This is a genomic window from Tritonibacter litoralis (assembly GCF_009496005.1).
GTDB classification, from domain to species: domain Bacteria; phylum Pseudomonadota; class Alphaproteobacteria; order Rhodobacterales; family Rhodobacteraceae; genus Epibacterium; species Epibacterium litoralis.
This window is the reverse complement of the sequence record NZ_WIBF01000007.1, coordinates 113,619-134,913: the sequence shown is the minus strand read 5'-3', so window position 1 is coordinate 134,913 and position 21,295 is coordinate 113,619. Positions and strand designations below refer to the sequence as shown.

Genomic DNA, 21,295 nt, shown 5'->3' with positions numbered 1-21,295 from the left:
AATTCACCCGAATTGTTTCAGAGAGCGATGCCCATAATTGGTCCATGTTTCCTTGCCGTCCTGTACGGATCCATGGGCGTCTTTGCGGGGCAAAACCTTGCGTATCAAGTCAATGGCCGTCGGTTTCTGGACGGATGAGGCCTAAACTAAAAAACGGTAAGAGTTCAACGCGGTACAGGGTACTGCAATGTCATCTAAGGAGAGCCGCTTGACGGATCACACCACCACCCACGACATCGCGATCGTCGGTCTCTCTGTGTCGGTGCCGGGGGCCCATTCTGCACAAGAATATTGGGACAACCTGCGCAATGGCATCTGTTCAATCCAAACTCTGGATGACGCCGAGATCCTAGCCGCTAATGAACGCCCGGCCCTTTTGTCGGATCCCAATTACGTGCGCGCCGCTGCCAAGCTGGATGGGTTTGATAAGTTTGACGCCGATTTCTTTGGGTTTTCGCCCAAGGAAGCGGCCATTCTGGACCCACAGCACCGCAAGTTTCTTGAGGTTGCGTGGGAAGCAATGGAACAGGCCGGCCACGTCCCCGAAACCTCAGATGGCCCGATTGGCGTCTACGCGGGATGTGGCATGGGCAGCTACTTCTATTTCAACATTTGCTCAAACCCAGGCCTGGTGGATGATGTGGGTATGTTCCTGCTGCGCCACACCGGCAACGACAAGGATTTTCTGACCACCCGTGTCAGCCATGTCTTTGACCTCAAAGGGCCCTCGGTGAACATTCAGACGGCCTGTTCGACCTCTTTGGTGGCGGTGCACTATGCTTGTGAAGCACTCCGCAAAGGTGAATGCGCAATGGCATTGGCCGGTGGCGTCACCATCGAGCTGCCGCAAGGGCGCGGATATCTATACAAGGAAAACGAAATCCTGTCGCCTGACGGGCGATGCCATGCCTTTGACCACCGGGCTCAAGGTACCGTGTTCGGCTCAGGTGCCGGGGCCGTGGCCTTGCGCCGGTTAGAGGATGCAATTGCCGATGGCGATCACATCTGGGCCGTGATCAAAGGTTCGGCCATCAACAATGATGGTGCGGACAAGGCAGGGTATCTGGCCCCTTCTGTTGGTGGACAATCCGCCGCCGTGCGTCAGGCGCTATCTGCGGCCAATGTTGCAGCTGACACGGTGGACTATGTCGAATGCCATGGTACTGGCACCTATTTGGGCGATCCAATCGAAGTCTCTGCCCTGACCGAAGCCTATCGCGACAGCACGCAGGATGTCGGCTTCTGCCTCCTGGGGTCGGTCAAAACCAACATCGGCCATTTGGATACTGCGGCAGGGATTGCCGGGCTTGCCAAAACCGCACTGGCCCTCAAACACCAAGAGATACCGCCGTCTTTGGGATATGAAGCACCGAACCCGGCGATTGATTTTGATACATCGCCGTTTCAGGTCGCGGCAAAACGCCAGCCCTGGATCTCTCACAAAGGGCCGCGGCGTGGTGCTGTGAATGCCCTGGGCGTCGGCGGCACCAATGCGCATGCCATCCTGGAAGAAGCACCAGAGCGCACGCCGTCTGAAGAAAGCGATTTTCCGTTTCACATCCTCTGTCTGTCCGGCCAGTCCAAAGCCGCGCTGGACGCCAACACAGCTGCGCTGGCGGACCATCTGCGCGCTAACCCCGAGCTTGAGCTGGCAGATGTGGCCTACACGCTCAAAGAAGGGCGTCGTGGCTTTTCCAAACGCCGGGTGGTTGTTGCCGAAACCGCGGCCGAAGCCGCCGAGGCGCTGACCGAAATGAACCCGCGCCGGGTGTTCACTCATGACCATCTGGGCGACACGCCCGAGGTTGTGTTTATGTTTCCCGGCGGCGGCGCCCAATATGCGGGTATGGCGCGCGATCTTTATGAGACCGAGCCAGATTTTGCCGATGTAATGGATCAAGGTCTCGACCATCTGCAAAAATCACTGGACTACGATATCCGTGCCATTTGGCTGCCAGAAGACGGGGCCGAAGCTGAAGCAAACGCCAAACTGCAACAACCCTCGGTTCAGCTTCCGCTGATCATGATTGTGGAATACGCGCTGGCCCAATTGTGGATGAGCTGGGGCGTCAAGCCTGCAGCCCTTGTTGGTCACTCCATGGGGGAAAACACCGCCGCCTGTCTGGCTGGGGTGATGCGGTTCGAAGACTGTATTGACCTGGTGCATCTGCGGGGGCGGCTGTTTGACACCGTGCCTGCGGGCGGGATGCTCTCGATCTCACTGCCGTTGACCGAGGTCGAAGCGATCATTGGCAATGACATCGATATCGCAAGTGTTAACGCCCCTAATCTGACGGCCGTCTCAGGACCACAAGCGGCGTTGGACCAGCTGTCGGAAACGCTGAAAGCACGCGATATTGACCATCAGCGCATTCAGATCGACATCGCCGCCCACAGCCGCATGCTGGATGGCATCTTAAGTGAATACGGCGCGTTTTTGCGCAAGCTGGACCTCAGCGCGCCGTCCCTGCCGATCATGTCTAACCGCACAGGCGTCGCCCTGACCGCAGAACAGGCCACCGATCCAGATTACTGGGTGGCGCAGCTGCGCAATACGGTTCGCTTTGCCGATTGCATCGAAACGCTTGCAAGCCAGCAAGGTCGCGTGTTCCTGGAAGTTGGCCCTGGCAAAGCGCTCAGCTCGCTGGCGCAGATGTCGCCCACAATCCAAGCGGGGCAAGTGCTCAGCTCACTGCGCCACCCGGACCAAGAGGTCATGGACGACGCCTATTTCTTTGGCGTGATTGGCCGTTTGTGGGCCTGCGGCGTGGACGCCGATTGGCCGCAGATCTGGGGGGACGCAAAACGCCACCGCCTACCCTTGCCCACCTATGCCTTTCAGCGCAGCCGCTATTTTATTGAGCCAGGACAGACCAGTCAGGTCCAAGAGCTGCCGCACCCAACCCGGCAGGATGATATTCGCGATTGGGGCTATCGACCTGTCTGGCGTCCCCGTCTGGCGGATTGCGCCTGGGACATTGAAACAGAGCTGCGCGACGCCAAAACAAATTGGCTGATCTTTGAGGATGACGCAGGCGTGGCCGCACCAGCTATTGCCGCCCTGCGCGCTGCGGGCCATTTTGTGGCAACGGTCAAACCTGGCGATACCTATGCGCGACTGGCACAGGACCAGTTTGTCCTTGCGCCCGAAGAAGGTCGGTTTGGGTATGAAGCTGTGCTGGCGGACCTTGTGGAAGATGGGCTGGCCCCGGAACGGATCGCACATTTCTGGCTGGTTACGGCAGCAGAGACGTTCCGCCCGGGCTCTTCCTTCTTTGACCGAAATCTAGAGATGGGGTTTTATGCGCTGACCGCGTTGGCGCAGACCCTGGGTGCCGCTGAATTGGACGGTGTCCATATCACGGCCCTGACCACAGGCGCGGCCCAATACCGGGATGAAGCGCTGCCCTATCCTGAAAAAGCGATGATCCAGGGGCCAATGGGCGTTATCCCGCGTGAGTTTCCGGGCATCACCTGTGCCAGCGTCGACATCGAACTGCCGCGCACGCCGGGTCTTGTGGATCGTGCACTGGGGCGTTTGGCCGAAGATATAACGCCACGTGTGCTTGAAGAACTGCTGGCAAACCCGGCTGACGAAGTGGCGCTTTGGCGCGGCGACAAACGGTATGGGATGGACTGGCGGACGCTGCCGCTTGACGCGGCAGAGGCACCGGCCTTCCGCCCAGGCGGCACCTATTTGATCACCGGTGGCTTTGGGGGCATCGGGCTGACGCTTGCCGCGCATCTAATGTGGACCTATGACGCCAAAGTGGCCCTGGTGGCGCGTGGTGCCCTGCCCCCACGGGACCGCTGGGGCGCCTATGTGGCCAGCCATTCCAGTGCCAATAAAACCGCCCGCCGGATCCAGGCGCTCCAATCGCTAGAGGCCATTGGACATGGGCAGGTCATGGCAATCGGTGCGGATGTCGCCAATAGCGGCGACATGATCCGCGCCAAAGAGGCGATCGAGGCCAAGTTTGGCCCGATCACCGGCATCCTACACGGCGCAGGGTACATCAATGACGGACCGATCCTAGCCAAAAGCGAAGATCAGATCGCACAGGTCTTTGCCCCCAAAGTGGCTGGGCTGCGGGTGTTGGAACAGGTCTTTGGTGATGGCGAGCTGGACCTGATTGCACTGTTTTCTTCGTCCTCAACCGCGACTTGCCCGGCAGGTCAGGTGGATTATGTGGCGGCCAATGCCTATTTGAACGCCTGGGCCAAACAGAAAAACACCGCTCCGGATGGCCCGCGCGTCGTGGCCGTGAACTGGGGAGTGTGGAGCGATGTGGGCATGGCCTTTGATGCCCTTTCCGCGCGCACCGATGGCACCGGGCCAAGCGACCGCGAGGCCTGCGACCTGCCGCTGTTTGACAGCCAGGGGTTTGATGGGTTTGGCCAGCGTTTCTTTTCGACTGAGATTTCGTCCAACCATTGGTTGGTGGATGAACACCGCACCAAGGATGGCACAGCGCTGATCCCGGGCACCGGCTACATTGAGCTCGCTGCTGAGGCCCTGCGCGGGGTTGGTTTTGATGGTGCGTTTGATCTGGAAGACCTCTATTTCCTGCGCCCCTTTGTGGTGGCCGATGGCGAAAGCCGCGAACTGCTCGTGCGGATGATCGCAGAGGAGCAAGGATATGAAATGCAGATCCTTGCCCGCCTTGAGACTGGGTATGCCTTGATCGCTCAGGGGCGGTTGCGGCTGGAGGCAGAGCCTGCGCCTGATTTGGACCTCACAACTGTGGCGGCGCGGTGCGACATGCACATGGCACCGGTGGCGGGCCGTCTGCAGTCGCCCCAAGAAAGCCACCTGGCGTTCGGCCCGCGTTGGCAGGTCTTGTCCGAGGCCGCGACCGGCGACGGGGAAGGTTTCGCCTGCCTTGAACTGGCGATCAGCGCCCAGAGCGACGGATGCCTGTTGCATCCCGGATTGATGGATCTGGCCACCGGCTGGGCCATCCAACTGGCCAAGAGTTACAGGGCTGATGCCTTGTGGGTGCCTGTCAGCTATGACCGGATCCGCATGCATCGCCCGCTGACGGCGAAAATCCACAGTCATATACGCCTGAGCCACCCCGACGGCCCCGCGCCAGATGAGGGCTTTGCGCGCTTTGACATCACAATTTGCGACACAGATGGTCAGGTTTTGGTTGAAATTTCCCAGTTTCAGATGAAGCGACTGACCGGCGGGTTTCAGAACACGACCGCCACTGCGGATTTCACCGCCGAGGCCATTGGCATGGCCGTGTCGCAATCCTCCGCCCCCCTGTCCAGTGACGAGCGCAGGTTACAGCACAATATCGCCCACGGCATCCGTGCCAAAGACGGTGGACCCGCGCTGGAACGCGCCTTGGCTACAGGGCATCCGCATGTTGTGGTTTCTTCCCTGCCTTTGCCTGACCTGATCTCAGAAGCCGGTTACAGCAGCATTCCGCAGGACGATCAGCAAAGCTTTGAACGTCCGCAGCTGGACACCGATTATGTCGCGCCACGCAACCCTGTCGAAGAGAAGCTGGCTGATATGTTTGCTGCTCTGCTCGGCGTGACCCAGGTTGGCGTTGAGGACAGCTTCTTTGACCTTGGTGGGCATTCACTGATCGCCGTGCGGCTATTTGCGCAGGTCAAACGTGCCTTTGGCGTGGAATTTGCAATCTCGGTCCTGTTTGAGGCTCCAAGCGTTGCAGCCCTTGCGGAGCAAATCATTCCGCGCACCGGAGGCAGTGTCACCGAAGAGGCAACAGACACAGAGAAAGACACCCAACACCCAAGCCACACACATCTGGTGCAGCTGCACCCTGGCGATGGCACCGGGCGGCGGCCTTTCTTTTTGGTGGCGGGGATGTTTGGCAATGTGCTGAACCTGCGTCACCTCGCCTTGATGGTAGGCAAGGACCGACCTGTTTACGGCCTGCAGGCCAAAGGGTTGATCGGCTCGGACGAGCCCCATACCCGGCTGGAAGATGCAGCCCGCGCCTGCCTTGCGGAGGTTCGCACGATCCAGCCAGAAGGGCCTTACATGCTTGGCGGCTTTTCGGGTGGCGGTTTGACAGCCTATGAGATGGCGCAACAGTTGCAAGCCGTGGGCGAGGAAACCGCGGCGCTTGTCCTGCTGGATACGCCACTACCGATGCGCCCGCCCCTAACCCGTCAGGACAAAGCGCTGATCAAAGTTCATGAGCTGAAAACCAAAGGTGCGGGTTATCTGTGGGATTGGGGGAAGGCCCGGATCGCATGGGAGTTTGAGAAACGCCGCGCCAAACCGGCAGAGACCGGCCAGACGCCCGAATTCAACAACCGCAAGATCGAATTGGCCTTCCGTGAAGCGATTGAAGTTTATGACCTGAAACCTTGGCACGGAGCGATGACGTTGTTCCGTCCGCCGCTGGACCGGCATTGGCAGGTCAGCAATGGCAATTGGGTGTCTGCAGAACGGGAATATGTCTTTGAAGACAATGATTGGACCCGTTGGGCCGCCAATGTAGAGGTGGTGGAAGTGCCCGGCGATCACGACAGTATGGTGCTTGTGCCCAATGTTTCCGTTCTTGCGGGACAAGTGAAATCGGTTCTGGACCAAGCGGACCAGCGCCGCGCGGCCCCACCGCACAAGGAGGCGGCGGAATGAGCCAGACAGAAAACCACGCTGGACCTCAGACCGTTTTGGTCATCCTGCTCAATTACCAAACACCTGAGATGACGGTGAAATCCCTGCGTGCCGCAATGGCCGCGATGGAGGATTTACCTGGTGAAATTGTCGTGGTCGACAATGCCTCTGGCGATGGCTCTTTTGAGTATATCCACAACGCAGCCCAACAGGCAGGCTGGCTGCACAATGATCGGGTTCGGATCATCCAGTCCCCCGTCAATGGTGGCTTTGGCGCTGGTATGAATGTCGGGATGGCGTCAGGGCTTTCAAATGGCGCGCGCCCGGCGTTTTACTATCTGCTGAACTCGGACGCTTTTGCCAATGAAGATACAATTGCCCGCTTGCGCGACTTTCTGTTGGAGAACCCTAGCGCCGGGCTGGCGGGGTCCTACGTTCATGGAACCGATGACACCCCCCATTGCACCGCGTTTCGCTTTCCGTCCATTGCGGGGGAATTCGAAGGTGCCGCCCATACCGGGATAATTTCGCGCTTATTTGCAAAAGCCCGTGTGCCTATGGATCTGCCAACCTCAGCCGCTCCGGTTGATTGGACAGCCGGGGCCAGCCTGATGATCCGGTCAGATGTCATCCGCGACGTCGGCCCCTTTGATGAAAGTTTCTTCCTTTATTTTGAGGAAACCGAACTGTGCCACCGCGCCGCCCGTGCAGGATGGCCCACTTATTATGTGCCAGACAGCACCATTGCGCATGTGGGCTCGGCTTCAACGGGTATGAAGAAGTGGAACCGCACGCCGTCTTATTGGTTTGATTCCCGCTGGTATTACTTTTCCAAGGTACATGGCCGCCCCTATGCGATCGCGGCAACGTTGGCCTTGTTGGCGGGCAAAGCTCTTTATGGGCTGCGCCGTTTGATCCAGACCAAACCGCAAATGGATCCTGACGGATTTACACGTGACCTCTGGTCCCATATGCGGAGCCAGTTGACACAACCTGTTGATTTGATTGAAACGCGCCCCCTATCGTCCGAGCCGAAGGAGCCGAAATGACACCGTTTTCCGCCGTTCTAATTGGTAATGAATCCCTTTTGATTGGTTGCGCCGACATGATGGTTGCACGCGGCCATACCATACGAGCCGTAGTGTCGGAACAGGCGGATATTGTTGACTGGGCCAAGACAAATGGCATTGCCACATGTGCCTTGACCGAGGTTCCGGACGGGTTTGACTGGCTGTTGTCGATTGCCAACCTGCGAATGATCCCGGATTCTACCCTGGCAAAAGCAGCCAAAGGGGCCGTGAATTTTCACGACGGTCCATTGCCGCAGTATGCCGGTTTGAACACGCCGAACTGGGCGTTGATCAGCGGTGAAACGCAGCACGGTATCACCTGGCATGTGATCGAGGGCGGCGTAGATGAGGGTGACATCCTAGCCCAGCGCCTGTTTGACATCACAGATGGGGAGACCGCATTCACGCTGAACTCCAAATGCTATGCCGCTGCAATGGACAGTTTCCCCGAAGTTGTGGAGCAACTTGAAACAGGTGACCTAAAGCGCCGACCTCAGGATCTGAGCACCCGACGTTATTTTGGCAAGGCGGACCGCCCGGCAGCTGCGGGTCTGATGGATTTTGCGCGCCCTGCGGTCGATCTCGCCCGGTTGGTGCGCGCATTGGATTTTGGTGGCTATTGGAACCCGATCTGCACCCCCAAGATCATGATCGCAGACACCGTCTATCTCGTCGGCGCTGCCGAGGTCGTTCCGCAAAAAGCACAGGCCGGAACTGTGCAGGAAGTGTCGGACGACGCCCTCACCATCGCCTGCGGCGAAGGTGCTGTGCGGCTGACAGGGATTGCAACCACTTCTGGGACTGCCATTTCACCCGCCAAGATCATCGCGGTTGGCGCGCAGATAGAGGGCCCGGACGCCGATCTTGTGGCCAGGGTCGAAGCCGCAACAGCCAAAGCCCAAAGCGGAGAGAGCCATTGGCGCAAAGCTTTGGGCCAGATGCTCCCGTTGCCCGTTCCATTGTCGCAGGCAACCGATGCCACCGGTTGGCACAGCCACGGCATCTCGTTGCCGACCGGTCTGAGCCACGCACAGATTGCAGCTGCAACCGCCGCCTGGGCCCTGCTGAGTGCCGGTGAAGACCACGGCGATATCGCGCTCCAACTTGATGGTATGGAAGGGTTGCCCAACTGGACAACCGATTGGGGCCCGATCGCGATCACGCGGGACGAACCCATATCCGATGCGGTTGCCCGCCTTGAGGTGGATATCACCAGAACTCAAAAACTAGGTGGTTTTGCCTGTGACCTCATCGCCCGTGCGCCAGAGCTTGCAGATCAGGGGCGACCAGCCGTAACCCTGTCTCTGGGCCGCGACGGCGCAGCGGAGGGCAGTGTGTTGACCCTAGCCGTGGTCAACGAAACCGCCACCCTTTATGCGGACAAGACGCTGCTGCCAGACGACGGGGTGGAATTGCTGGCGGCCCGGTTGCAGCTTGTGCTGGAGGCTATGGGCACCGCTGGTCTGGACCCTGTAAAATCGCTGCCAATCCTGCCGGATGCCGAGCGTAAAACGCTGTTGGAAACGTGGAACAACACGACCTGTGACTTCCCGTCAGACCTGACCATTCATGCCGCTTTGGAAGCGCAGGTGGCCAAAACCCCAGATGCAACGGCACTGGTTGTTGAAGACGCAACGCTGACCTATGCCCAATTAGATGCGCGCGCCAATGCCGTCGCCGCGCGTCTGCAGGATATGGGCGTCAAACCCGGTGCGCATGTCGGGATTTACATTCGCAGGTCCATGGATCTGGTTGTTGCCGCCTTTGCGGTTCTGAAAGCCGGGGGCGCTTATGTGCCGCTGGATCCGGCCTATCCCGCGGATCGGATTGCGCATTACGTCAAAGACAGCCAAGCCGCTGTGATCGTGACACAAACAGCTTTGGCAGCTGGTCTTCCGGCCTCGGATGCGGCGGTTTTGGACATCGACGCGACGGCTGACCAGAGCCAGACCGCCCCAGTTAATGGAGGCGCCACCGGCGACGATCTGGCCTATCTGATCTATACCTCCGGCTCGACAGGTTTGCCCAAAGGCGTGATGGTTAAACACGCCAACGTGTCCAATTTCTTCACCGGCATGGATCAACGCATTCCCCATAAGCCTGGCGACAGCTGGTTGGCGGTCACGTCACTCTCCTTCGACATTTCGGTTCTTGAGCTGTTCTGGACCCTGTCGCGCGGGTTCAAACTGGTGCTGTCCAGTGATGAAAGTCGCCTGGAACTGTCAAATGGCCCCATCGCCATGAGCGACCGGAAGATGGCGTTCAACTTGTTTTACTGGGGCAACGACGATGGTGCGGGTCCGAAGAAATATGAATTGCTGCTGGAAGGCGCGAAATTCGCCGATCAACACGGGTTCAACGCGGTCTGGACGCCGGAACGCCATTTCCATGCCTTTGGCGGCCCCTACCCCAACCCGTCGGTTACCGGCGCGGCTGTGGCTGCTGTGACCCAGAACCTGGGCGTGCGCGCGGGCTCTTGCGTGGCCCCCCTGCACCACCCGGCGCGCATCGCCGAGGAATGGGCGGTGATCGACAATCTGACCAACGGCCGGGCAGGCATTGGCTTTGCCTCGGGCTGGCAACCGGATGATTTTATCCTTCGCCCCGAAAACACGCCACCCGCAAACAAACCAGCATTGTTTGACAGTATCGAGACCGTTCGCAAACTGTGGCGCGGTGAAGAGGTTTCCTTCCCTCGCAAAGACGGCGGCGAACACAGCGTTTTGTCCCAGCCACGCCCCGTGTCCAAGGAGTTGCCAGTGTGGGTCACCACCGCCGGCAATCCCGAGACATGGCGTGAGGCGGGCGCGATCGGGGCCAATGTTCTGACCCATCTTCTGGGGCAAAGCATCGACGAAGTTGCTGGCAAGATCGAGATCTATCACACTGCCCTACGCGCCGCCGGGCATGATCCCGCAGACTACACCGTCACCTTGATGCTGCACACCTATCTGGCGGACAGCCGCGACGAGGCCCGCCAGATCGCACGGGAACCGATGAAAGACTATCTGCGCTCTGCCGCCGGGCTGATCAAACAATACGCTTGGGCTTTCCCGGCGTTCAAACGCCCCGAAGGCGTCAAAAACCCGTTTGAGATGGATCTGGGCAGCCTGTCTGAGGATGAATTGGAAGCCATCCTCGACTTTGCCTTCGAGCGTTATTTTGAGGATTCCGGTCTGTTTGGCACCGTTTCTGACGCGTGCCAGCGGGTCGAAGAATTGAAACGGATCGGCGTGGATGAGGTCGCTTGCCTGATCGATTACGGCATTGCACCGGATGTGGTTTTGGACGGGTTGAAACCCTTGGCTGAGGTGCTGCGCCTCTCAAACGCGCCGCAAGAGCTGGCAGCAGATGACTTCTCTCTGGCCGCTCAGATCATCCGTCACAACGTCACACATATGCAGTGCACCCCATCCATGGCACGGATGATTGCAATGAACGAAGAGGCGCGCATGGCCACCGGCCGTCTGCGGCATCTCTTGGTTGGCGGGGAAGCGCTGCCCGGTGATCTGGTGGCCGCCTTGCGCACCGGCACCCGGGCCGAGATCCACAATATGTATGGCCCGACCGAGACAACGATCTGGTCCACCGTCCAAACCCTTGACGCGGTGCCCGCAGGTGTGGTCGATGTGGGCACGCCGATTGCCAATACGGAAATTCTGGTGGTGGATGACGCCAATGCACCGCAACCCATTGGCGCTCCTGGGGAGCTTTTGATCGGCGGTGCTGGCGTCACCGCAGGATACTGGCAGCGCGAGGCGATGACCGCAGAACGGTTTGTCGAACTGCCGCTGAGGCCCGGAACATTCTATCGCACGGGCGATCTGGTGCGGTGGCGCGCGGATGGGCGGCTTGATTTCCTGGGACGGACGGATCATCAGGTCAAAATTCGAGGGCAGCGCATCGAACTGGGTGAGATCGAGGCGGCGCTTGCAGCATTCCCGGGTGTGACAGCAGCCGTTGTGATGCCCCGCAAAATGGGTGAAGGGGAACGGCTGGTTGGCTATGTCACAACCTCTGCCCCGGTGGATGAAGCGGCAGCCAAACAGGCCCTGGCCCAAACTCTGGCGGAAGTCATGATACCAGCCCATATCGTAACGCTGGATGCCTTCCCGTTGACGCCAAACAAGAAGATTGACCGCAAAGCGTTGCCGGATCCAAAGCCACAGCGGATGGAAACCAGCGCGCCCGAGACCCCAAGCGATGGGGCACAGTCTCAGATCGCGGCCATCTGGTCACGGATTTTGGGTGTAAGCGCGGTTGGGGCTCAGGACAATTTCTTTGCGCTTGGCGGGCATTCTTTGCTGGCGGTGCAGGCCCATCGCGAAATTCGTCAGGGGTTGGATGCGGCCAAGCTGTCGATCACCGATATCTTCCGCTTCCCAACGCTTTCGGGGCTTGCGGATCATATTGAAGGGCTTTCGGGCGGGAAACCAGCTGAGCCCGCCGCAGAAGACACCGCCGCAGTCGAAGCGGATCGCGCGGACCGTATGTCCAAACGTCGGGCGATGCGGGCCAACCGCAAAGCGCGTGCGTGATGGTGACGGATGTGTCCGATCGCACCCAGATCCGGCTGGGGATGCTTCGGTCTTGTGTGGGGTCTGGTATCTGTGTTGCGGCCTGCGACCCGCTGATACCGCAACCCGCCCCCTTGCCTGCCGAGGCCGCGGGGCTGTCCGAACGTTGTGTGGACAAACGTCGTCGTGAATTTGCCGCCGGTCGTGCCATGGCGCGGCAAGCCATGATCGATTTGGGGTTTCCCGCCCAGCCAGTATTCATCGGTGAAAAACGTGCGCCGGTCTGGCCCGATGGGTTAACGGGCTCGATCACCCATACCCAAAGCTGCGCCATGGCAGGCGTAGCACGCGCCAGTGAATTTGGCGGCATCGGACTGGACGTCGAAGAGGACACGCCGCTGAAACCCGAACTGTGGGATGCGATCTGCTCGGCAGATGAACAGTCCTGGATGCGCGCGCAAGCTGATCCAGGCCAAATGGGAAAACTCATTTTCTCAGCCAAAGAAGCCGCTTACAAATGTCAGTATTCCATCAGCCAACGGTATTATGGATTCGACGGTATGGAGTTGGAGATTGACATGCCGTCTGCGCGGTTTCTGGCCCGGTTTACCGGCGACCAGTTGCCGTTCCAATCCGGTGATGAGATCGCTGGGCGGTTTGCAATTGGCGCAGGTGTTATTGTTACAGCCGCAACCCTGCCACGTATGGTGGCGGATCAGATCACGATGAGGGGACGATGACCAAGCGACGTGCTTTGTTGGGACTGTTAACCCTGGTGCCGATCGGCGCCTTTCTTGTCAGCACCCAAAGTCGCGCGACACCTGTTCCGCCGCTTGCCCCACCTGCTCAGGCACTGCAGGTCTATCACCTGGGGCATTCCTTGGTTGGGCCGGTCATGCCCCATATGTTGGCGCAGCTGGCACCCGAAGGTCATCAGTGGAACAGCCAGTTGGGCTCTGGCACCTCGCTCAAGGAACATTGGGAGCCGGACCAGCCAATCCGCGATTTCGAGATTTCAAACAACCCGCCTGCCTATCGCGAAGCGCGCGAGGCGGTGGGATCAGGTGATTATGACGCGGTGGTCCTGACCGAGATGGTCGAGCTGCGGGATGCGATCAAATATTTTGGCTCGGCCAAATACATGCGCCGCTGGGCAGATCTGGCCCGAAACGCGCCAAAGCCACCTCGGATCTACCTATATGAGACCTGGCACAATCTGGACGACGCCGACGGGTGGTTGGAACGGATTGATGGCGATCTTGACCCCTTGTGGCTCAAAAAACTGCTGGGCCCGGACAGTCGCCGAAATGCAGACCATCCGGTGTATCTGATCCCCGCTGGCCAGGTCATGGCAGCCGTGGTACGCGCGGCCGAAACCGGTGGCATTCCTGGTCTTACAGCACGCAGCGAACTGTTCACGGATACCATCCATTTGAACGACCTGGGCGCTTATGTGGTGGCTTTGACCCATTACGCGGTGCTTTATCATAAAAGCCCAGAAGGTCTGGCGCACCAGCTGACCCTGCCTGACGGCACGGCTGCGCAAGCCTTTGACCAAGCAACCGCCGAAGCCGTGCAGAAAATCGTCTGGGCCACGGTCACCACCTTTGATCGAACCGGACTTACACAGGCCGAATAACTCCCATGACTCCTTCTGAACTTATAACTTCGCTCGTGTTTGTGGGGCATTCGCTGTTCAGCCATGACAACCCGCGGATGTTGGACCAGCTGTTTGATGCAACACAGCCCACAGCGGTCGAAGCACAGATCATCAACGGCGCACCGTTGAGCTATAATTGGCAACACGCGGCCGAGGCGGAGGGTATCAACGCCCGCACGCGTTTGGCCGAAGGCGTTGATGCGGTCATTGTGACCGAAGCAATCCCGCTGGCCAACCACCTGAAATGGAGCAACACCCGCGAATCCGTGACCCAGTTTTACGAACTGGCGCGCAGCCAAAATCCGGACGTGCGGTTCTTTTTGCAAGAAACATGGCACAGTCTCGACAGCGGAACGGGTGTTGCCGTGCCTTTTGATGATGGGATGAGCGTTCCTTGGCGCGAGCGTCTGGAACAGGATCTGTCGGCCTGGCAAGCTGTGGTTGATGACGTGAACGCGACCACCGGAGGGGATATTGAACTGCTCGAAGCGGGCCAGGCACTGGCCCGGCTGGAGGATGCGATCTTGGCCGGTACGGTGCCCGGGCTGACCAGCCTGCGCGACGTGTTCGAGGATGATATCCATCCCAATGACATCGGGTTTTATTACATCAGCCTGTTTCAATACGCGGTGCTGACCGGCCAATCCGCGCAAGGTCTCCCGCGCAAACTGACCGATGAATGGGGCACCCCTTATCAAGCGGCCACTGCCGCCCAAGCGCAGCGGCTTCAGGAAATCGCGGATCGCGCCGCACGCAAGGATGCGCAGCGGACTGCCCTGCCACCGGCGCCCAGCGCGTTGCCGCAGGACCCAGATGTGGTACGTTTGAACCAATCCCCCAGAACCGCAGCCCCCCGTACCGCAAAAGAAATTCAACGCCCGATTGCAATCAACCTTGCAGGCATTGCGGATTGGTCGCCACAGGCACCGTTTTTGGACCATTTCAAAACCGCCCGTGCCTGGATTGGCCACCAGCCCGGACGTTGGGGTGGCACAACGGCCCAAGAGCTGGAAGAGGCAGGATATCTGGATGACAACGGCTGGCCAAAAGCGGTGCCAGCGCAGCTTGGCTCAATCGGGACAGTGCTCTTTGCCGATCTACCAGAAGAGGCCCGATCCCTCGCGGGGCGCTATCGTCTCCGCTTTGAAGGGGATGGCATTGTCGAGGTCGCGGGACGTGCCAGCAACGTCCGATATGGAGACAATGAGATCTGGTTCGATTTCACCCCCGGCGACGGCATTGTCGAGGTCCGTATTCAACGCAGTGACCGCAAGAAAACCGGGGACTATGTGCGCAACATTTCGGTTGTGAAACAAGAACATCTGGACGCCTTTGCCGCCGGGCGTCTGTTCAACCCACGTTGGCTGGATGTGCTGGACGGGTTTGAAGTGCTGCGGTTCATGGACTGGATGGAGACCAACGGATCGACCCAAATCGGCTGGGAAGATCGCCCGCTTCCAACGGATTATTCCTGGGCGCTCAAGGGTGTACCAGCCGAGGTGATGCTGAGCCTTGTGAATGAACTGGGGGCATCGCCCTGGTTCTCCATGCCGCATCAAAGCGACGACAGCTACATGCGTAACTTTGCCCGCCTGTCGCATCAGATGTTGGACGAGGATCTGAAGCTTTATGTCGAGTATTCGAACGAGGTTTGGAACTGGCAATTTGAACAGGCCCAATGGGCCGAAACACAGGCCCGCCGTCGTTGGGGCGGTGAAAACTTGTGGATGCAGTATTACGGTGTGCGGTCCGCTGAGATGTCCCAGATCTGGAGCCGGGTTTTTGCGGACGCCCCGGACCGGCTGGTCCGGGTCATCGCGGCGCATACTGGCTGGCTGGGGCTTGAAGAACAGATGTTAGAGGCCCCCTTGTGGCGCAGCGAAGCGCCGCAAAACGGACGGCCTGCGGATTACTTTGATGCCTATGCAGTCACCGGCTATTTTGGCGGGGTTTTAGGCCGGGATGACTATGTGGATGTGGTGCGCGCGTGGATCGCCGACAGCCGCGCCCGTGCCCATGAAGCCGGTCGCCAAAAAGGTCTGATCGGCGCAGATCTGCGAGCATTTGTTCGGGCGCATCAATTCGACATTGCCACAGCCCAGGCCACTGCCGAATTGCGTGACGGTCTGATCTCCGGTCAGGAAGCCGACACTTTGGCGGATCTGTTGACGCGCATCCTGCCCTATCACGCCAAGGTCGCCAAAAGCTATGGCATGGACTTGATCATGTATGAAGGCGGCAGCCATGTGGTTGGGGTCGGCCCCCATGTCGAAGACGACACTTTGACGGCGTTCTTCACGCATTACAATTACTCAGACGATATGGGGCATTTGTATCAAGAATTGTTGGACGGATGGGCCGCGCTTGGGGGAACTTTGTTCAATGCCTATGCCGACGTCTATGCGCCAGGCCCCTGGGGCAGCTGGGGCGCGCTCAGGACGTTGAGCGACGAAAACCCCCGTTGGGCCGTTCTGGAGGGGGCAAAGTGACAACGCCCAAAATCGGCCTTAGCGTTTTGATCCCCGCCCACAACGAAGCGGATGAGATCGCGGAATGCCTTGCTGCGGTGTTTGCATCTGACCCCTTGCCAGAGCCTGTTACAGCAGAAGTGCTTGTTCTGGCGAATGGCTGCAAGGACGACACCGCGGCCATCGCGCGCGACCACCCGGTGCCTGCCCCCTGGCAACTGCGCGTGATTGACATTGCACAAGGGGGAAAGCTGAACGCCTTGAACCAGGGCGATGCCGCAGCACAGGGCGGTGTTCTGGTCTACCTCGATGCGGATGTGCGCATCGAGACATCTTTGTTGTCAGAGCTTTACGCGCTTTTGAACGGCGATGCGCCGGGCTATGCCTCTGGTCGGCCCAGTGTCTTGGGCGGGCAGTCTGCATTTAGCCGGGCCTATGGTCGCCTTTGGGAGCGTTTGCCTTTTGTGACCCAAGGCGTACCGGGTTTTGGGCTGTTTGCGATGAACAGTGCAGGCCGGAACCGATGGCAGAGCTGGCCTCAAATCATCGCGGATGACACTTATGCGCGGTTGATGTTTGCCCCCAATGAACGCCACATCGCCGCGGCAGGATACCGTTGGCCGCTGGTTCAGGGGTTTCGCAATCTGGTCCGGGTTCGACGTCGGCAAAACCAAGGCGTGGAAGAGATCGAACGCCTTTACCCGGCGCTTTTGGACAATGATGACAAGCTGTCCCCCAGCCCATCCGACGTGATCCGGCTGTTCCTCGGCGACCCTGTGGGGTTTCTTGCCTATGCTGCGGTGAGTGTGGCGGTGAAAACTCCCTTGTTTCGCAGCCAAAACCGTTGGACCCGCGGCCGTTAACCCGCAACGTCGCGGATGTATCCAGCAAGTTTCGCAGCTTCTGTGTCGCTGTTGTGGCGCGCGAGTACACGGTCGCGCGCCGCCTGCCCCATTTCCACGCGCTTGGACATAGGAGACTGGTCCAGTTTGCAAATAGCATCCGCCAAGCGCCCCGCGTCCCCGGCAGGCACCAACCAGCCGGTCTCCCCTTCCAAGACCAGTTCAGGGGTTCCAGCAATATAGGTGGCAATCACCGGACGCATCGCTGCCATTGCTTCCATCACCACCATTGGCAGACCTTCGGCAAAGGACGGCATCACCAGCGCATGGGCCTGGGCCAGTTGTGCCCGCACGCCCGCCTCATCCAGCCATCCAGTCAAAGTAACGTTGTTCTGCAGTTCCAGGGCCGCAATCGCCGCCTCCAGATCTTCGCGCATTGCCCCATCGCCTACCAGAAACAGCTGTGTCTTGGGTTGGGTCTTCACCACCTCAGCCATCGCATGCAGCAAGATCATTTGTCCCTTCTGCTCGACAAAGCGACCAATTGCCACCAATCGCAGGTCACCACCGGGCATTGGCGCGGGATCTGCGAATTTCTCCACCTCGATCCCGCAATGGACCACTTTGATCTTTTCCCAGGCCTCAAACGCCGCCCATCGGCTCAGCTGACTGCGGCCAAAACTGCTGATGGCAACAGCAAAGCCAGAGGCGTTCACCTTCTCTCCCAATGACAGCGCGTCTGGGGCGTCAAATTCTTCGGGGCCATGCGCGGTGAAACTGTAGCTTGGCCCACCAAGTGCCTGAGCCAACAGAGCAACGGCGGTAGAGTTTGTCCCAAAATGTGCATGCATATGGCGGGTCCCGGTCTGCGCACAGCGACGTTTCACCCAGGCGGCCTCAGCCAGATAAATCAGATGCCGGAGGATCCCGACCGAAGACCGACGCCCCAAGGCAACCGCAGTGGTCCAAGCAGACCAAAACCGCGCCGGGTTCCGGATTTCCAGCAATAAAGCCGTCAACAGGGACAAGCCTCCTGCGGCCAGAACATATTCGGTCTTGGTCGCTTCGTCCTGATCACCCGCGTCCACCAATTCCGCATCACTGGCACGCATGGCCAACCGAAGGACGTCAAACCCCTGGCGTTCCAAAGCCCGCAGTTCACGCCGGATAAATGAATGCGACGGTTGCGGATAAGTGTTCAAAACATACGCAATTTTCACAATAAACGCCCTTGGTCGAAATGGGTTTGACCGCAGGCTACCCCGCGAAACACAAAGGCGCAAAACAATGCATCGCCCTAGCCTGATTTATAAATGATTTCCCTTTAGAGAGGATTGAATTGTTGCGCAAACCAAAGCACCAACAAGACTAATCTCGATCAGCATTCGACGGGAATTGACCGCAGTTCTGGCGGCCCCTAGCTTGCCCACAGATGTAAAAGGATAATTTGAATGGTTGGGGTCATCGCGCGAATTCAAGGGTCTGGATTGATGGCGCGTGCGGTGCGCTCTGCCTCTTGGATGATTTTGGGCTTTGGCGGCAGCCAAGCGATGCGGCTGGCGTCCAACCTAATCCTGACCCGGATCCTGTTTCCCGAAGCCTTTGGCGTGATGGCCCTGATCACTGTGATCACCACCGGATTGGTCCTATTTTCCGATGTGGGGATCGGCCCCGCGATCTTGCAAAGCAAACGAGGGGATGATCCTGATTTCTTGGACACGGCTTGGACGATCCAAGTGGTGCGCGGATTGGGCTTGTGGGGGATTACTTTTCTGCTGGCCTGGCCCGTTGCCCGTTTTTACGATGCACCGGAACTCATTTACCTTTTGCCAATTGCGGGCACCATGCTGGCAGTTGAAGGGTTTAAACCCACCCGGATCGAGACAGCGCACCGTCATCTTTTGGTTGGTCGCGTGACCCAATTGGAATTGGCAAGCCAAGCGGTAAGCCTGATTGTTATCGTCCTTCTTGCGCTGGCGACCCAATCTGTTGTCGCGCTGGCGCTTGGCACTGTCATACAGTCTTTGTTTTATGTCTTGTCCACACACATCAATCTGCCGGGTCATCGGAACAGGTTTCATTGGGACAAGAGCTGCGCGCAGGACTTGATAAAGTTCGGCAAATGGATCTTTTTGTCGACCGCATTTTGGTTCATCACATCACAAGGCGACCGGGCGATTTTGGGAAAGTTCATCTCCTTAGAGATGCTGGGCGTTTATAATATCGCCTTTTTCCTGGCGAGTTTTCCGATGTCCCTGGGCTATGCGGTTAATCAACGGCTGATGATCCCAATTTATCGCGATTCATCGGCCGCAGATGCGCAAAGTTTGCGCAAACAACGCATGCTGCGCGCCGGATTGTCTGGTGGTATTCTTGCCCTCTTGTGGACCATGGCTCTGGCCGGACCCTGGCTGGTCGATCTGCTGTATGATGATCGCTACCAAATTGCAGGTGCCATTATGGTTCCCTTGTCCTTGGTTCTAGCCCCAGCTGTCATTGTCATGACCTATGACCAAGCCGCACTGGCCGCAGGAGACAGTAAATCTTTCTTCTGGGTCAGCGCCATCCGGGCCGTTTCGCAAACCCTTCTGTTTCTGTGCGGCGTTGTTTGGTTCGGCCTGCCAGGTGGCATCGCAGCCATGGGCATCGCCCTTTTGGTAACATATCCTGCGATTGTGGCAATCGCGCGCGCACACAAGGTTTGGGACCCGCTACATGATGTCGTGGCAACGGGTCTCACCTTGCTGGTTGCGAGTTACGCCGTGTGGATCCATTGGGACAGGGTTTGGCACATGCTGTTGACTTTTCAACCCTGAGAAAGTCTCAAACCGTGCGCCGAACGCCGCGCTGTTTTGCCTTTTGTTTCTGACGCCGCTTTATCGATCTCGCGTCAGTTTTGAGCTCTGGTATCGACACAACGGGCATCAGTCCCGTTTCCCGCTCCATCTGCGCTGCGGTACGCATCACAGGGCGCAACAGCTCCAGCCCAAAGGCCGCGCAGATCCCCATGACGATGCTGCCCATCGCACCCATAATCGCAAGCTTTTTGCGACCGCCATCAACTGGATAGTCCGGGTAGGACGCTGCCTCGATCACCGTCAACCGTTCCGATTGGCTGGATTGTTCCAGGCGAAAGCCAACTTCGGCTTCGCTGCGACGCTCGATGATCGTACCAAGCTGGCTTTGCAGCTGTTCGATCTGGCGCTCAAAGGCCCCCAATTGTCGCTCCACCTGCGGTGTTGTCTGCAATCCTGCTTCCAACTCTTCTTTGCGCGTGTTCAGCAAATCGTTTTGCTCATCCAGCGTTGCCATCTGTTCCTGCAGCTCGGCCAACTTACGCCGGGCCGTCGCGGGGCGCTCATTTTCCTGCACTTGATCCGCTTCACGACGCAAAGCGATCTTGTCCTGGGCAATTTCCAAGAGGCTTTGATTGATCTGCGCAACTTCACCGCGCCGCAGTTCAACCACGCCCGGCAAAGACACATCATGTTCAAAACGATAGGTCGCCACCTCATCTTCGAGGCGCACCAGCTCTTCCTTGAGCGCGTTTTCTTTTTCAACAAAGAATTGCAGGGTTTCCCGCGCCTGCGAAATCCGAGATTGAATGCTGAGATCAATGATGCGCGATGCAAACTCATCCGCGACCTGTTGCGCCATTTCCGGTGTGGACATGGTGGCCGTGATGGTCAGGACCGAAATCGTCCCGTCATCCGCAAATCCTTCGCGCGCCGCAGCAACACCGGTGATCCCAATCGACTGTCGCATAAGGTCGACAATCTCGGAAGGGCGCAGCTGTGGCAGATCATCGTAAATTCCAAACTTATCAACAATCTCAAGCAATTGATTGCGCGACATCAACCGCTGTTCAATCAATTGAATGCGTCGGGCCGAAGAGCCATCCACCGTCGATTTTGCAAGGTCGTCCGCAATGGTGGGCTGCGCGACCTGAATAACAACGGCTGATTGGTAGGAATGCTCTTGCTGGAGGGCAAACCAAACCGAACCCATACAGCCCAACAAGGTCAAGACCAAGATGACACGCGCGCGACGCCGCAGCATGTCCAAGAAGTCCCGCAGCGAATAGATAGGCCCCATTTCGTAACTCTATAAAACGTGTTTAGGATAGTCCTGCCA

General features: G+C 58.5%; 10 protein-coding genes. 8 read left to right on the top strand and 2 right to left on the bottom strand.

Annotated elements, in window-relative coordinates:
• Window positions 1–187 precede the first annotated feature (187 nt).
• The 7 genes from GFB49_RS12515 to GFB49_RS12485 are packed head-to-tail and all read left to right on the top strand — an operon-like array spanning window position 188 to window position 17,182.
• On the top strand, window positions 188–6,625 hold the full coding sequence (locus GFB49_RS12515; RefSeq protein WP_153216219.1) for a type I polyketide synthase: 6,438 nt from the start codon (window positions 188–190) through the stop codon (window positions 6,623–6,625).
• Entirely contained in the window at window positions 6,622–7,653 is a 1,032-nt protein-coding gene (locus GFB49_RS12510; RefSeq protein WP_153216218.1) for a glycosyltransferase family 2 protein, read from the top strand. Before GFB49_RS12515 ends, GFB49_RS12510 begins: the two co-directional genes overlap by 4 nt.
• Window positions 7,650–12,212: a MupA/Atu3671 family FMN-dependent luciferase-like monooxygenase gene (locus tag GFB49_RS12505; protein WP_153216217.1), complete on the top strand. Its 4,563-nt coding sequence runs from the start codon at window positions 7,650–7,652 to the stop codon at window positions 12,210–12,212. The genes GFB49_RS12510 and GFB49_RS12505 overlap by 4 nt, the downstream gene beginning before the upstream one ends.
• Window positions 12,213–12,223: 11 nt before the next feature.
• Window positions 12,224–12,931, top strand: coding sequence for a 4'-phosphopantetheinyl transferase family protein (locus tag GFB49_RS12500; RefSeq protein WP_343032560.1), 708 nt, complete (start codon window positions 12,224–12,226; stop codon window positions 12,929–12,931).
• Window positions 12,928–13,830 carry a hypothetical protein gene (locus GFB49_RS12495; protein WP_153216215.1) on the top strand — a complete coding sequence of 301 codons (903 nt, stop codon included), beginning with the start codon at window positions 12,928–12,930 and terminating at the stop codon, window positions 13,828–13,830. The genes GFB49_RS12500 and GFB49_RS12495 overlap by 4 nt, the downstream gene beginning before the upstream one ends.
• Before the next feature lie 5 nt (window positions 13,831–13,835).
• Entirely contained in the window at window positions 13,836–16,340 is a 2,505-nt protein-coding gene (locus GFB49_RS12490) for a hypothetical protein (protein ID WP_153216214.1), read from the top strand.
• Entirely contained in the window at window positions 16,337–17,182 is an 846-nt protein-coding gene (locus GFB49_RS12485) for a glycosyltransferase family 2 protein (RefSeq protein ID WP_343032559.1), read from the top strand. Before GFB49_RS12490 ends, GFB49_RS12485 begins: the two co-directional genes overlap by 4 nt.
• Here GFB49_RS12485 and GFB49_RS12480 read toward each other — a convergent pair.
• A complete protein-coding gene (locus tag GFB49_RS12480) occupies window positions 17,179–18,381 on the bottom strand; it encodes a glycosyltransferase (protein WP_343032558.1) in 1,203 nt (400 codons plus the stop codon). The genes GFB49_RS12485 and GFB49_RS12480 overlap by 4 nt on opposite strands.
• Before the next feature lie 231 nt (window positions 18,382–18,612).
• Between GFB49_RS12480 and GFB49_RS12475 the strand changes: the two genes are divergently transcribed.
• Complete coding sequence (locus GFB49_RS12475; RefSeq protein ID WP_246149705.1) at window positions 18,613–19,977, top strand: oligosaccharide flippase family protein; 1,365 nt, start codon at window positions 18,613–18,615, stop codon at window positions 19,975–19,977.
• 7 nt (window positions 19,978–19,984) lie between these two features.
• Here GFB49_RS12475 and GFB49_RS12470 read toward each other — a convergent pair whose 3' ends face one another.
• Complete coding sequence (locus GFB49_RS12470; RefSeq protein WP_153216212.1) at window positions 19,985–21,256, bottom strand: GumC family protein; 1,272 nt, start codon at window positions 21,254–21,256, stop codon at window positions 19,985–19,987.
• Window positions 21,257–21,295 lie beyond the last annotated feature (39 nt).